This is a genomic window from Marinomonas piezotolerans, from assembly GCF_003362755.1.
In the GTDB taxonomy this organism is placed as follows: domain Bacteria; phylum Pseudomonadota; class Gammaproteobacteria; order Pseudomonadales; family Marinomonadaceae; genus Marinomonas; species Marinomonas piezotolerans.
Genome location: NZ_QKRA01000002.1, coordinates 21,346 through 35,766 on the forward strand (window position 1 = coordinate 21,346; position 14,421 = coordinate 35,766).

Sequence of the window (14,421 nt, forward strand, 5' to 3'; positions counted from 1 at the left end):
CTATATAAAATCAGCTAAACAGAAGCATGACACGCCTGTTTAGCTCCTTACTCAGCTAAGCGGGTTTTTTTTATGCCTGTTTGGCGCCCTTTAATCCAATTTTTAGAGGCTCAAACATGTCAGAGTATTCATTATTTACCTCAGAATCCGTTTCTGAAGGCCACCCAGATAAAGTTGCAGACCAAGTATCCGATGCGATCTTGGATGCGATTATCAAAGAAGATCCAGAAGCGCGCGTTGCTTGTGAAACTCTTGTCAAAACGGGCATGGTGTTAGTCGCTGGTGAAGTTCGCACTAACGCTTGGGTAGACATCGAGGATATCGCTCGTGGCGTCATCCGTGAGATCGGCTACAACAGCTCCGACATGGGCTTTGACTGGGAATCATGCGCTGTCCTGAACGCAATTGGTAAACAGTCTGCCGACATCGCGGTCGGTGTAGACGAAGCCAACGAAAAAGAACTGGGTGCAGGGGACCAAGGCCTGATGTTTGGTTTCGCAACCAATGAAACGGATGTTCTAATGCCTGCCCCAATCACCTATGCCCATCGCTTGGTTCAACGCCAAGCCGAAGTACGCAAGAACGGCACGTTAGAATTCCTACGCCCAGATGCAAAAAGCCAAGTCACCTTCCGCTACGATGAAAACGGCAAGCCTTGCGCAATCGATGCCGTGGTACTGTCGACACAGCACAGCGCGAGTGTGAAACAAGCTGATCTTCGTGAAGCAGTAATGGAAGAAATCATCAAACCCGTTCTTCCTGAAGAGTGGTTATCGAAAGACACTAAGTTCTTCATCAACCCTACTGGCCAATTCATCATTGGTGGACCTGTGGGTGATTGTGGTTTAACTGGCCGTAAAATCATTGTCGACACTTACGGCGGCATGGCACGTCACGGTGGCGGTGCATTCTCCGGCAAAGACCCATCTAAAGTAGACCGTTCAGCGGCTTACGCTGGGCGCTACGTGGCGAAAAACATCGTGGCTGCAGGCCTTGCCGACAAGTGTGAGATCCAAGTGTCTTATGCCATCGGTGTCGCAGAACCAACGTCGATCAGTATTAATACGTTCGGCACGGGTAAAGTAAGCGATGAGCTTATCTCACAGCTTGTACGTGAGCACTTCGAACTGCGCCCTGCTGGTCTTATTAAGATGCTAGATCTGAAACGCCCTATTTACTTGCCTACAGCGGCATATGGCCACTTTGGTCGTGAAGGAGAGAACTTCACATGGGAACGCACAGACAAAGCCGACACGTTGCGTAACGCTGCTGGTTTATAATTCCTACAATTTCCGTTATAAAAGCCCTCTCAATAGAGGGCTTTCTTATTTATGCGCATTCCACGAATTTTTGTCGACCTTCCCCTTGCGGAAAACGCCACGTTTGATTTACCTGATGGAGCGTTCCAGCATTGCTGTAAGGTGTTGCGATTGAAAACCGATAACCCCGTTGTCTTATTTAACGGACACGGTGGGCAGTATCACGGCTACCTTACTAATGTCCAAAAGCGAAGCGCTCAAGTACACATCGAGCAATTTGAAGATTTGCACAACGAATCACCTCTTCGCATTACTATCGGACAATCTATTTCACGCGGCGAACGAATGGACTATGCCATTCAAAAAGCGGTTGAGTCAGGCGTTTTCAAAATACAGCCGCTATTCAGTGAGCGCTGCGAAGTACGCTTAAACGATGCACGCATGGAGAAGAGAGTACAGCATTGGCAGCAGGTTGCTATTAGTGCCGCGGAACAATGTGGCCGAGGCGTTGTCCCTGAGATATGTATGCCAACGAATCTCTCGGATTGGGTACCAAGGTGTAAAGAATCCTTAAAATTCACGTTACATCACCATAGTGCACAGCCTTTGAGCCGCTTCACCGCTCCCGAAACAAAGGATATCGCTTTACTGATAGGGCCAGAAGGTGGATTAACAGATAACGAAGTGACCCAAGCGCATGAGGTCGGTTTTCACTCAATCGCCCTTGGTCCCCGCGTTTTACGCACAGAAACGGCACCCATTGTTGCGCTCACAGCCATTAATTTACTGTGGGGGGATTTGTAGAGTTACAAAAAATTACATGTGAATCACGTAGATAGGCCGTAAAAGTAAAGATTGGTTAACACGATCCCTACACACAAACCACGCTTTTACCTTAGGATGGGGGATGGAAGCATATTTATTGGGTGGACGAGTTCATGATTCGATTTAAAAGACTGGTATACGGCTTAACGTTAGCCACTTCGTTTTATACGATGCCAGCACTGGCGATAACGTTAGAAGAGGCAACTTACATCGCCATTGAAAACAGTCCAACTGTACGTCAAGCTTTGGCTAAGTACCGAGAAGGCGTCGAAAACACTGAAATATCAAGGAGAGGTGGTTTATACCCATCCATAGACCTATCAGCAGGACTGGGCCATGAGACCACCTATGATTACAACGATACGGGCGAAGACGTAGGTCTCACTCGGAGGGAGCTATCATTAAGTCTGACTCAGCCAATCTTTGATGGGTTTATGTCAAAATACGACGCCCAACGCTTAGCGGAAGAAACGGAAGCCGACCGCTGGCAAGCTCTTATTGCAGTCGAGAATACCGCTCTCAGTGTAGCAGAGGCCTATGCAGACGTTTTACGTTTTCGCGAGTTGGTCGACTTGGCGGACATGAACCGAGAAACGCACGCTCGAATTTATGAACAAATAAAGCTTAAAAGTGATGCGGGAGTTGGACGACAATCCGATCTCAGTCAGATCACTGCGCGATTGGCCAAAGCCAATGCTAATCGCTTATCCGCCATTAATAACCTGCGAGATGCTGAAGCAACATATAAAAACGTTGTCGGTGAATTACCGCCAGAGGAAATGATTTACCCGGTACCGGATCGGGACCTCATTCCGACGTCTTTAGACGACGCTATTTCCCAAGCTATGAAATACAACCCCGCCATTGAAGGCGCGCGCTGGGACGTAAAAGCAACAGAAAGCTTTAAGAATGCTACCGATTCTAATAAGTACCCCGAGCTCAACTTCATCATGGAGCGCACCTTCAACAATAACCTTGATGGTAACGAAGGTCCTTCCGAAGACCTAACTGCGATGTTTCGTCTGACTTACAACATTTACAGTGGTGACACCGACAAACGACGCAAAGAAGTTGCTGTACAACAAAATGTTCAAGCGTCTGAAGTACAGCGAAATACCGTGCGAGAAACTGAACTTTCTGTTCGTTTAGCATGGTCGGCGTACGAGGCGTCATTGGGGTCAAAAGAATACTTACGAGAATATGTTATAGCGACAAAAGAATCGCAGTTAGCATACGAGAAGCAGTTCCGCTTAGGGCGACGCACACTACTTGACGTACTAGACAGTGAGAATGAGCTATTTACTGCCCGCCAAGACTACGTAAACGCCGATTATGATGAGCTATTCTCTGAATTCCGCCTATTTAATGCAAAAGGCGAGCTCATGCGGGCGTTCCGAATCTACCGCCCAACAGTATTAGGATTCAAAAACGCCTTTGATGATGACGAAGAACCGCTCAAGGGAGAATCGGCGATTGACGAGCTCAAAAAAGCCGAGACATCTGTTGAGAACAAAGCGCCTGACGCTAGCGTTCCTAACTCCAGTAATACGGCCACCCCATCCAATGATTCAGCGACGCCAAGCAGCCCTGATGACGAGAGTCTATTTTTGGATGCGACCGAGGAAGGCGGAAGTTGGTAAATTGGCAATATGTTATCGTTACATTTCTGTGTTTATGGAGTGTCGGTACGACGCTCCATGCAGAATCATTGTTTAATCCCAATGTAACAAAAAAACAATTATCCGACGATGATCAAGACGGCGTCATCAATGTCCGTGATAAGTGTCCGGACACGCCACCTAGAGCGCGTGTGGATAATAATGGTTGCCATGAAATTACGACCAAACTATTGTCCGTCGAAATGAACGTTCTTTTTGATTCGGGTAAATATGACGTCAAATCACGCTACTTTTCTGAAATCAAAAAAGTAGCAGACTTTCTTCGTTCACAACCTGGTAGCAGTGTCGTGATTGAAGGCCATACTGACAGTGTCGGTAATGATGAATACAACCTAGCTTTATCGCAAAACCGCGCCAATGCGATCGCCGAAGTTCTAATTAATAACTTCAAAATTGCAAAACGACGCGTTGAAGCTGTTGGTTACGGCGAAACACGCCCAATTGCCAGCAATGACACCAAAGCAGGCCAAGCTCGTAACCGCCGCGTTGTAGCTGAAGTCTTTGCCAACGCTGTCCGCGATGTCGAACGTTGGACGATCTACAGCGTTGATGACATGCGCTAATACTTTTTAAAGGCTTCTCCCCTTATTTTTCCTTCGCTGAATCCTTATACTGCTATACCATCCGCATTAAACTTAGGCTTTTCTCTTTAAGCAAAAGCGACAACAGGAAAAACATTCAGATGACCATTAAACTTGGCATTGTAATGGACCCAATTGAGTCTATTACCTATAAAAAAGATACCTCCTTAGCCATGCTTTGGGCGGCGGCTGATAAAGGCTGGTCGCTATACTATATGGAACAGAAAGACCTTTACCTAAATAATGGTAAAGCTTTCGCTAAAACTAAGCCTTTAACGGTATTTAAGGATCCTGAGCGTTTTTATGAACTCGGAGATGAATCCGATATCGCCATGGGAGACCTAGATGTTGTGCTCATGCGCAAAGATCCGCCTTTTGACGGCGAATTTATGTACAGCACTATGATCTTGGCACAGGCACAGCGCGACGGTGCATTAGTCGTGAATAACCCCAATGCGCTACTTGAATGTAATGAAAAGCTCTTTGCGACACAATTTCCGCAATGTTGTCCTGAAGTCCTAGTAACACGTCGTCCAGACTTGCTTCGAGCATTCCATAAAGAGCATAAAGATGTCATCCTCAAACCGCTTGACGGTATGGGCGGCAGCTCTATCTTCCGAGTTAAAGAAGATGATCCGAATGTCAGCGTCATTATCGAGACGCTGACAAATATGGGTACAGAGCAAATTATGGCGCAAAAGTTTATTCCCGAGATCAAAGACGGTGACAAACGTATTCTGATCGTTGACGGCAAACCTATACCGTATGGCTTATCTCGAATCCCGGCAACGGGTGAGACACGTGGCAATCTAGCCGCCGGTGGTCGCGGGGAAGGTAGACCGCTAACGGATCGTGAGCGTTGGATCTGTGACCAAGTGATTCCAACTCTCAAAGAAAAAGACCTAATGTTTGTAGGTCTAGACGTCATCGGCGACTATCTAACCGAAATCAACGTCACCAGCCCAACGTGCGTACGCGAACTGGACAATCAATTTGGACTAAATATCGCCATGACTCTCATGGATGCCATTGAGGTACGCCTAAAAGGCAACTGATTCCAATGCGTGCGGCCGATCGATTTTCTATCACTCTGTTTATTGCCATTAGCATTCACCTAATGGCAATAACACTGGTTAATTTCGACTTTTTTTCGTCACAAACAACGCCTAGAAAAACATTAGAAGTTACTCTGGTACAACACAAATCAGCCGCACCGAAAGAAGCAGATTTCATCGCCCAAGCCAATCAGCAGGCCAGCGGTACAGAGCTACAAAAGCAGAAATTGACAACAACAGAGACAGCACAATTTCGCGCTGACCAAATTCAAGAAATCACACCGCCAGTCCAACCTCAGCTCGCATCTGCGGAGCCTGTCGAGGACCAGCGATTAATATCCAGCAACAACCAGTCTGATGTCTTCCGTGTACTTGAGGAGCCAGAACAACAAAATAAAACTCTGGAAGAGCAGTTTCTTGGCGAAACGCAGGTTCCAAGTCGCTTATCTTCTGATATTGCGACATTAGAGGCCTTACTCGATCAGCAACGCCAAGCCTATGCGAAACGCCCCCGCATTCGTCGCCTCACTTCCGTCTCCGCTAAATCTGCTATTGATGCAAAGTACTTGGATGATTGGCGCCGAAAGATCGAACGAGTTGGTAATATTCATTACCCATCCGAAGCTAGGCAGCGCCGGCTTTATGGGCAATTAAGGCTCGCAGTGTCACTTTCCCCTAATGGCTACGTAAAAGACATAGAAGTTCTTCATTCATCAGGGTTCCGAGTATTGGATGACGCAGCCATGCGCATCGTAAGACTTGCCGAGCCATTTGATGCATTTCCCACTGAACTAAAAAAAGAAGTAGATCAGCTAGAAATCATTCGAACCTGGCAGTTTGTTCCAGGTAACCGTTTGCGCAGTCAGTGATAGAGACTACACCTAAATCACAATGAACCTCTGTCAAAAACCAAACACAAAAAAGCCCTCACATTGGAGGGCTTTAGTATACTGTTTGACCGGTCGACGGCTAGTGAAACTCTGCTTCACCCATTGCTGCACGGATTTTCTTCATCGCGTTCTTTTCTAATTGACGAATGCGCTCCGCCGAAACGCCGTATTCAGCTGCCAAATCGTGTAAGGTTGCCTTGTGCTCGTTTAACCAGCGGCGAACCAATATATCTCGGCTTCGATCATCCAAATCTGACATCGCATCTTCTAAACGACGGTTAGAATCTGCTTCCCAGTTACCATGTTCTAGCATCGTCGCTGGATCGTAACGCGCATCTTCTAAGAAATTAGCAGGCGCTTGGTAAGCACTGTCATCATCGTCATCGTAAAAAGCGTCAAATGCCATATCAGAGGAGCTCATACGTCCTTCCATCTGGCGCACGACGTCAGGCGTAACACCAAGATCTTCAGCAACAGACTCAACTTCCGAATTACTCAACCAAGTCAGTGACTTTTTAGCACTACGCAAGTTAAAAAACATTTTACGCTGGGCTTTGGTCGTAGCGACTTTCACAATTCGCCAGTTTTTTAGAATAAACTCATGGATTTCAGCTTTAATCCAATGAACAGCAAAGGATACTAGGCGTACACCCACTTCAGGGTTAAATCGTTTTACGGCCTTCATTAGGCCTACGTTACCCTCTTGGATTAAATCACCCTGATTCAATCCGTAGCCGGAATAACTTTTCGCAATATGCACAACGAATCGGAGGTGAGACATAACCAACGAACGTGCCGCTTCAAGATCGCCTTGATAATAAAGCCGTTCCGCTAGTTCATGTTCTTCTTCCACTGACAAAATTGGAATGGTACTAACGCCTTGCATGTATGACTCAAGGTTTTGACCTGGTGTCATCATATCTATTGGCTGGAGAGCTTTACCCATTTCTATTTTACCTCTTAGTGTTCACCTGAGTATGACCACATCTTAGCAACAATGTTCACGCATTATGTGCCACAAATGTGGAGAATTAAGGGGTATCCGTAAATCTACCGCCGACTATTCTTCCACAATCATTGTAGCTCTATATCTCTAATATGGCGGCTTACAGCCAACCAAGAGCCAATCACGCCAATCAGAGCGCTAATAGTTAAACACATTATAATTTCACCTGCATTAAAACTTTGCAGTTCAAAGCCTGCTTGGTACAACTCGACCAAGCGCTGTGCAGGAGAGCTGACCCACCAAGTTAATGACAGGATACATATTGCAGCGATAACACCGCCAATCACCCCAAACCAAAATCCCATATACAAAAACGGGCGTCGAATATAGCTGTTAGTCGCACCGACAAGCTTCATCACCAGCACCTCATCCCTTCGACTCTCAACGGCTGTGCGAATGGTATTTCCCACGATCAGCAGCACCGCCATGACCAACAACGCTGAAATGGCATAAACAAAACGCTGACCAAAATTCAAAATTGTTGCCAACCGTTGTAACCACTCCGCATCCAATTCCGCGTACTCCACCTGAGGTAAGCCTTGTAACTGGTCTCGTAATGATTGCAATTCAGGAAGTGTTTCTAGATCAACTGACGCTTTAGGAATCACATTAAGCACGATCGGCAGGGGGTTCTCAGGCAATGCCGACATGATTTGTTCGTAGCCACTGGATTGCTCAAAATAGCGCAACCCCTCTTCCTTTGATATGTATTCAACGCTTGCGACATCTGCTCGTCCAGATAGCTGATGCGAGAGTGCTAACGCTTCGGTATCTTCTTGCGCGGGAAACAAATACAAGGTAATAACCGACTGCTGCTCCCAACGATCAGTAATCGACTGCACGTTTTTTAGCAGAACAAACATCCCGCCGGGTAACGAAAGTGAAATCGCGATCACAAATACCGTCATCAGGCTCGCTAACGGATATCCGAGTAGTCGCGAAAAGCTCTCCATTAAAACAGCTTGGTGACTACGTAGATATGCACTGAGGCTAAATCGCTCCGCACCTATCCATGGATTCTTGCGCCCCCCAGCGGGCTGTTGACGGGTTGCACCACGCCGTGAAGGAGGCGTTGGCTTAGCCATTATGAGAATCCCCCATCGTTCACCATACGACCTTGATTTAACGTCAGTACGCGGTGACGCATTCGGGCCACAAGCGCTAAGTCATGACTCGCAATCAATACCGTGACACCCACTCGGTTAAATTCCTGAAATAAATTCATAATTTCAGCGGACAAACGTGGGTCTAGGTTACCCGTTGGCTCATCAGCTAATAGCAGCTGAGGCTTATTTACAACCGCTCGCGCGATACCGATACGCTGCTGTTCACCGCCCGACAGCGCCATAGGGTTCAGTTTCTCTTTGCCTAGGAGACCCACTTTATCAAGCGCCGCCCTGACGCGCTTACCGACTTGACTATCATCGGCACCACTGACTTGCAGAGGCAACGCAACGTTATGAAAAACACTGCGGTCAAATAACAGCTGGTGATTCTGAAACACGACGCCTACGCGACGACGATGGAACGGAATAGCGGCCTTCCCTAAAGTACGAAGATCAACATTATCCACTAGGATTTTGCCGTAGCTCTGCCGCTCAATCATCATGATGAGTTTCATAAGAGTACTTTTACCCGCCCCTGAATGACCGGTTAAAAAGGCCATCTCTCCTTGACGCAAATGAAAACTCACCTGCGACAAAGCTTCTTGGCCACTTTCGTACTTCTTGCCTACTTGCTGAAACTCAATTTCCACACAGACTTCCCATTTTGAGTGTACGCTGTTAACTCTTACTCACTATCGAATAATGCGTCAACAAATTCTTGGGATTTAAACGGACGTAGATCGTCCACTTGCTCACCCACGCCAATGTATCGAATCGGCAGCCCAAACTGCTTCGCGATCGCGAAAATAATGCCGCCTTTCGCCGTACCATCGAGTTTTGTTAGGGTTATGCCAGACACACCAACCGCTTCGGTGAATAACTTAGCTTGGCTAAGCGCATTCTGCCCTGTGCCTGCATCTAGAACGAGCATCACTTCATGAGGCGCTTCGACATCTAGCTTTTTCATCACTCGAACGACTTTTTCCAGCTCGTTCATTAGATTCGCTTTATTCTGGAGACGCCCAGCGGTATCGGCGATAACGACATCGACCCCACGAGCTTTGGCAGATTCGATGGCATCGTAAATGACCGAAGCGGAATCTGCACCTGTGTGTTGGGCAACGACAGGTACGTTGTTACGCTCACCCCAGACTTGTAGCTGCTCAACCGCCGCCGCACGGAAGGTGTCCCCCGCCGCTAACATAACGCTTTTGCCATCGGCTTGATATTTCTTGGCTAATTTCCCGATTGTCGTCGTTTTACCAACACCATTAACGCCTACCATCAAAATAACAAATGGGCCGTCGGACTTAGTCGGGTCCAACACTTGTTCTGTGTTAACTAAGATGTCGTTCAGCTCGCCTTTCAGAGTCTTCAAGACCGCACTGCCGTCTTTCAATTCTTTGCGATTCATCTTTTCGGTCAAGGTGGAAATTAAGGATTGTGTCGCCTCCATGCCAACATCCGCCATAAGCAGCTGTGATTCCAACTCTTCTAGAAGGTCATCGTCTATTTTCTTGCTGCCCATTACGATGGACGATAATCCAGCACCAAAGCCATTACGCGTACGAGCAAGCCCCGCTTTAATGCGCTGAGACCATGACAGTACGGGCTCAGGAGCAGCCTGAGCAGCAGGCTCTGGGGGTGATTGCTTAGAAGCTTTTTCCTCCGGCGCTTCCTCCACTTTATCAGCAAGTGCCTCTACGATTTCAGGTTCTGCAATACTCTCCTCAACCGCTTCAACCTCTTCGAGGCTCGTTCGCTCTTCTGGATGGGAATCTACGTGATCCGTGGTACCTTCAGCTGAGACGCCACTGGTCTCATCTTTTACCTTTTCTTTGGACCGCATGCCCTTCATAACCGAGCGTTTTATCAACAAGGCAAAGAGAGCCAAAACGATACCTAGCGCAATCGGTGCAAAGCGAGCATATTCACCGAAGTAAGGTGTTAAGTAAGCGATAATCTGGTTTACAAATTCCATTCACATCTCTCTAAATTCATCCCAACATAGGGCAAGTAGGCGGCGGCAAACACTCTAAAATTAGGTGTTGATGCGTTAAAAATGATGATTTTAGCATCATTCCGATTGGCAAAAAGCCCCACTTTCATGGAAAAATGCATGCTTCATCTTTTAACGACGCAACATCGCTATGTTTAACAGCAACAAACCCTTGTTTAGCCGTCCCGTATTGGCTGTAATAATCTTTGCGAGCACGTTAGCGATTTGGCTGCTCAATCTCACTGCACCCAGTGCCGACCTGCCTAAACCACAACTAGAAACTTGGCAGACTGAATCTGGCATACCGGTCTATTGGGTCACTCAGGACGACTGGTCAGGCAGCGATAAATTGTCGTTATCCTTTGTTTTCCAAGCTAACACCCGCCAGCCAGACCTTGTTGCAACCACACTCGGAATGCTCATGGGCCCTAGCCTGCCCCTTAGTACAGCGACAATCAACCAACGACTGGTATCCGTAGCGGCCAGTGTTGACAGTTTTCATGACTACCAAAAGCAAGTCCTGAATATCTCGTTAAGCAGCCAACCGCAATATATCGCCCCGGCTTTAAGAATACTCAACACCTGGCTTAACCAAGCTCACTTTAAGCAAACACCGCTGTCTACGTGGCAACGACAACAGGCATCAGACCTCGCAGAGACCCAACTGCAACATCAACTCCTTACGCTCAAGGACCAACCATTTTCAGATGCCCCCCCTCCCGCACTGTCTGTAGCGGACCTAACCCAGTATTTAACTCAGATGCGTCACCATGTTTCTCATATCATGATCTCTGGATCGATGAATGACGAAGCACAAAAAGCTATGGCCAAAGGACTGACGATATTAACCTCTCAGCTAAAACCTGCCCGACAAACCCAGTCTTGGCAACTGAGCGATGCACCGTCAACATCTTCCGTCGGATCAGGGGATCTGACCGCCATCTATGGCGCCGTTGGACTCACGTCGCTAACGAGCGTTGAAGATTGGCTCACTCTGCAAATATGGGCCCGTGATATGCTGCAAGCACAGAAAGACCAATTAGGCAGTCAAATAGCTCAATGGAAGTTGCACTTTGGCAGCCAGCTTTCTTACGCTAATTGGAAGCTACAAATCCCAACCGACCTACAACAAGACGCCTCTGTATCAACGCTGCCTCTCTCTAGCTGGAGCGCCCCCAGTTCATTATCCAGCTACAACGACAGCGATCGCTTCAGCGCATTAAAAGCGACGTTAGTACAACAATTAGAAACGCTGACACGCACCCCCAGTTGGTGGGCGGACATTGGTACGCGAATCACACACCCAGACAGCGACTTGACACTGGAGTCCTTTATTGAACACTACAGTGATGCCGCCAACTCTTTTACAATGGAACAATACCAACAGCGTGTCGATACGTTAGTTATCTCCTCCTCTAGACAAGAAGTTCAGGTTAGACCATGAAAAAGCCCGTCACAAAACGCCACCCAGCTAAAACACGCGGCGGCTCCAAGCTACGCATCATTGGCGGCGAGTGGCGCTCGCGCCAATTACCGATTCCAGATGTAGAAGGACTTCGTCCAACAACCGACCGCGTTCGAGAAACTGTTTTCAACTGGTTGAGTTTCAGTATTCCCGGAGCTGAATGCTTAGATCTATTTTGTGGTTCAGGAGCACTCGGATTAGAGTCGCTTTCTCGGGGAGCAAAACATTGCACCTTTGTAGAGCTTAATCGCTCCGTTGCACAACAGATCAAACACAATCTCGCAACGCTTAATGCCAGCCATGCGGATGTCGTACATAGCGACGCCAACGTTTTTCTGAATCAGCCCGCCAAAGCCTATGATGTCCTCTTCTTAGACCCTCCGTTTCGTAAAGGGCTATTAGAAAAAGTTATTCCTAGATTGGCAGAAGGGTGGGTAAAGCCGCAAGGCTACATCTATATAGAGAGAGAAAGTGAAAACCCGCTCGACTGCATACCGGAAAACTGGACCTTAGAAAAAGAAAAAGTAGCAGGACAGCTTACGTTCTCTCTTTATCGCTTTCAATAACAGACATTCATTAGAATCCGACCAATATAGAAAGTTTGCACCATAATTGCATGCCCCCAGCATCCCCCTAGTTTGGGTTTTACATTTTTTCTGAGGGCTGCAGTATGCTCAACAATTTATCTTTCCGTGCTAAGTTAGTCTGTCTTCTTATCTGTGCGGTCATTGGCTTTGCCTTAGTGACAGTCGTTGCAATCGACGGCATGCAGTCACAACAAACCTCTAATGCTCAGCTACAGCGGTTTGGACAGATTCAAACGACAGTAGACAAAATGAGTTTAGGCATTCTGGAGGCCGCGGATCAGCTGCGTAGCTTAAACGATGCTACTTACGAGGCCTACAGCCAAACCTTGACTCAAGAGAAAGACGAAGATTTATCTCGCCTTGAGGATGAAATCAGCCATGCAGCGCGACCAGACCTGAAAGAAGCGCTTGTGGCATCACAAACGACGCTCCAATCTTATAGCAACGCTCTATTAGATCTGGCCTATCAGCGCAGCATCATTGGATTCGATAGCCAATCAGGCTTAAAAAGTGACATTGTAGCGCTCGGCGACGACGTATCAAAAGCCATCGAAAAGCTAAACCTATTAAAACGAGAATTCGTAAACGTCCGTCAAGCAGAGGGTAGCTACTTAGCCGAGCCGCGCCCAGACATATTAGAAAGCTTAAACGCAAGCTTTAAGCGTTTTATGATACGAGTAGAAAACTTTGGTTTTAAAGACACCATTGGTGTCGTGGCTGAAAAATATCACAACACCATACTCAGCTATGGCGATGCATACAAAGCCCTGCAAGACGCAGAGCAACGCTTCACAGACGAGAAAGTGGCATTCGGCGAACGTCAAGAAGTACTAAGCGCGCTCCTTGCCAAGTACCTACAACAAGCGGAACAATACGCTAACGAGCAATCCCAACAGTCCTTAATCACCTTAATCAGCGTCAGCGTATTGGTGTCGATCGTATCCATTATCTTAATGCTGAGTATTGGCCGCAGTGCCCGTAACACCTTAATGCGAATCGTTGCCGATTTAACCAAAGTCAAAGACGGTGATATGACCGCCAAAGCCCGCATTAATACGAAACGTAACGATGAATTTGATGCACTCAGCACTTCGTTAAATGAAATGACCAGTGGCTTAGGTAACGTACTTTCTGAAGTGGTCGGCACCACGTCCAATGTCAGTCAGATGATTAACGGACTAAACAGTGCAATCAACAACATCGCCGACAACAACCGCTCCGTCAACCAACGCACCCATTCACTTGCTGGGGCAACAGAAGACATCTCCCATCGCATTACACAGCTATCTTCAACCACCAATGAATTGCGAGAGCACTCGAGTGAAACCTATGAGTCAGCTAAGGCCGGTGCCGACACTATCCGCGTTGTACTGGATAACTTAAAAGGGACGGTGGAAGCGGTTAATTTAACCAGCCAACAGTTAGATGAACTTGGGCGATCCTCTACTGACATTGATAATGTCATTGGAATGATCAACGACTTAGCCAATCAAACCAACTTACTCGCTCTCAATGCAGCCATAGAAGCCGCTCGCGCAGGAGAAGCAGGGCGTGGATTCTCTGTCGTGGCAGATGAAGTTCGAGCCTTAGCTGAAAAAACCGTTGACGCAACCTCTCGCATAACTGAGATCGTTAGTTCGATTCAATCGTCGACACAAACGGCCATCAGTTCCATGGAACAGGGTAAGGAACGTCTACAGATCATTGAACAAAATGGTGGCCAAGCAGAAGATGCCATTCGTATTATCGAAGCCAATGCACAAACCAGCGCACACTCTTCAGATAGTATGGCGACCGCGATTCAAGATGTCGCGAATACCGCCGTTGGCATGAGCTCAGAAATGGAGCAAATAGCCAAACAACTCGGGGATGACACACAGTCCATTGAGCAAATTGTCGACAGTGCCCAACAGATTCACAAAATGGCGCAAGCATTAGCCGATAAGACACGTGTCTTCACCTTATAATC

General features: G+C 47.3%; 13 protein-coding genes. 9 read left to right on the top strand and 4 right to left on the bottom strand.

All coding sequences use genetic code 11. From position 1 onward, the window contains the following. Positions 1-116: 116 nt before the first annotated feature. From metK to DN730_RS04085, 6 genes are all read left to right on the top strand, one after another. A complete protein-coding gene (gene metK, locus DN730_RS04060) occupies positions 117-1,280 on the top strand; it encodes a methionine adenosyltransferase (protein ID WP_115466837.1) in 1,164 nt (387 codons plus the stop codon). Positions 1,281-1,331: 51 nt separating this feature from the next. Then, positions 1,332-2,063, top strand: a complete 732-nt coding sequence (locus DN730_RS04065; protein ID WP_115466838.1) for a 16S rRNA (uracil(1498)-N(3))-methyltransferase — start codon at positions 1,332-1,334, stop codon at positions 2,061-2,063. Between the two features lie 134 nt (positions 2,064-2,197). Beyond that, the gene (locus tag DN730_RS04070) at positions 2,198-3,724 is read left to right on the top strand and encodes a TolC family outer membrane protein (protein ID WP_115466839.1); all 1,527 of its coding nucleotides are present in this window, start codon (positions 2,198-2,200) and stop codon (positions 3,722-3,724) included. Then, positions 3,718-4,326, top strand: coding sequence for an OmpA family protein (locus tag DN730_RS04075; RefSeq protein WP_115466840.1), 609 nt, complete (start codon positions 3,718-3,720; stop codon positions 4,324-4,326). Before DN730_RS04070 ends, DN730_RS04075 begins: the two co-directional genes overlap by 7 nt. A 119-nt stretch (positions 4,327-4,445) precedes the next feature. Continuing rightward, a complete protein-coding gene (gene gshB, locus DN730_RS04080; protein ID WP_115466841.1) occupies positions 4,446-5,399 on the top strand; it encodes a glutathione synthase in 954 nt (317 codons plus the stop codon). A 5-nt stretch (positions 5,400-5,404) separates the two neighbouring features. After that, the gene (locus tag DN730_RS04085) at positions 5,405-6,268 is read left to right on the top strand and encodes an energy transducer TonB (RefSeq protein WP_115466842.1); all 864 of its coding nucleotides are present in this window, start codon (positions 5,405-5,407) and stop codon (positions 6,266-6,268) included. A 100-nt stretch (positions 6,269-6,368) separates the two neighbouring features. Here the strand turns inward: DN730_RS04085 and rpoH are convergent, their stop codons facing one another. The 4 genes from rpoH to ftsY form a co-directional block, all read right to left on the bottom strand. After that, positions 6,369-7,235 (bottom strand): RNA polymerase sigma factor RpoH, encoded by an 867-nt coding sequence (rpoH, locus tag DN730_RS04090; RefSeq protein ID WP_115466843.1) that lies wholly within the window; start codon positions 7,233-7,235, stop codon positions 6,369-6,371. 128 nt (positions 7,236-7,363) lie between these two features. Beyond that, on the bottom strand, positions 7,364-8,380 hold the full coding sequence (gene ftsX / locus DN730_RS04095) for a permease-like cell division protein FtsX (protein WP_115466844.1): 1,017 nt from the start codon (positions 8,378-8,380) through the stop codon (positions 7,364-7,366). Next, entirely contained in the window at positions 8,380-9,051 is a 672-nt protein-coding gene (gene ftsE, locus DN730_RS04100; protein ID WP_115466845.1) for a cell division ATP-binding protein FtsE, read from the bottom strand. The genes ftsX and ftsE overlap by 1 nt, the downstream gene beginning before the upstream one ends. Positions 9,052-9,086: 35 nt before the next feature. After that, on the bottom strand, positions 9,087-10,382 hold the full coding sequence (gene ftsY, locus DN730_RS04105; RefSeq protein WP_115466846.1) for a signal recognition particle-docking protein FtsY: 1,296 nt from the start codon (positions 10,380-10,382) through the stop codon (positions 9,087-9,089). Between the two features lie 169 nt (positions 10,383-10,551). Between ftsY and DN730_RS04110 the strand changes: the two genes are divergently transcribed. The 3 genes from DN730_RS04110 (at position 10,552) to DN730_RS04120 (ending at position 14,419) form a co-directional block, all read left to right on the top strand. After that, entirely contained in the window at positions 10,552-11,844 is a 1,293-nt protein-coding gene (locus DN730_RS04110; RefSeq protein ID WP_115466847.1) for a hypothetical protein, read from the top strand. After that, positions 11,841-12,431 (top strand): 16S rRNA (guanine(966)-N(2))-methyltransferase RsmD, encoded by a 591-nt coding sequence (gene rsmD, locus DN730_RS04115; protein WP_115466848.1) that lies wholly within the window; start codon positions 11,841-11,843, stop codon positions 12,429-12,431. Before DN730_RS04110 ends, rsmD begins: the two co-directional genes overlap by 4 nt. 104 nt (positions 12,432-12,535) lie before the next feature. Then, positions 12,536-14,419, top strand: a complete 1,884-nt coding sequence (locus tag DN730_RS04120; protein ID WP_115466849.1) for a methyl-accepting chemotaxis protein — start codon at positions 12,536-12,538, stop codon at positions 14,417-14,419. Positions 14,420-14,421 lie beyond the last annotated feature (2 nt).

Excerpts from the sequence above, each read along its gene's own strand:
- DN730_RS04085 (WP_115466842.1), top strand. The coding sequence starts at position 5,405 with ATGCGTGCGGCCGATCGATTTTCTATCACTCTGTTTATTGCCATTAGC.
- gshB (WP_115466841.1), top strand. The coding sequence starts at position 4,446 with ATGACCATTAAACTTGGCATTGTAATGGACCCAATTGAGTCTATTACC.
- ftsX (WP_115466844.1), bottom strand. The coding sequence starts at position 8,380 with ATGGCTAAGCCAACGCCTCCTTCACGGCGTGGTGCAACCCGTCAACAG.
- metK (WP_115466837.1), top strand. The coding sequence starts at position 117 with ATGTCAGAGTATTCATTATTTACCTCAGAATCCGTTTCTGAAGGCCAC.
- DN730_RS04065 (WP_115466838.1), top strand. The coding sequence starts at position 1,332 with ATGCGCATTCCACGAATTTTTGTCGACCTTCCCCTTGCGGAAAACGCC.
- rsmD (WP_115466848.1), top strand. The coding sequence starts at position 11,841 with ATGAAAAAGCCCGTCACAAAACGCCACCCAGCTAAAACACGCGGCGGC.
- ftsY (WP_115466846.1), bottom strand. The coding sequence starts at position 10,382 with ATGGAATTTGTAAACCAGATTATCGCTTACTTAACACCTTACTTCGGT.
- rpoH (WP_115466843.1), bottom strand. The coding sequence starts at position 7,235 with ATGGGTAAAGCTCTCCAGCCAATAGATATGATGACACCAGGTCAAAAC.
- DN730_RS04120 (WP_115466849.1), top strand. The coding sequence starts at position 12,536 with ATGCTCAACAATTTATCTTTCCGTGCTAAGTTAGTCTGTCTTCTTATC.
- DN730_RS04070 (WP_115466839.1), top strand. The coding sequence starts at position 2,198 with ATGATTCGATTTAAAAGACTGGTATACGGCTTAACGTTAGCCACTTCG.
- DN730_RS04110 (WP_115466847.1), top strand. The coding sequence starts at position 10,552 with ATGTTTAACAGCAACAAACCCTTGTTTAGCCGTCCCGTATTGGCTGTA.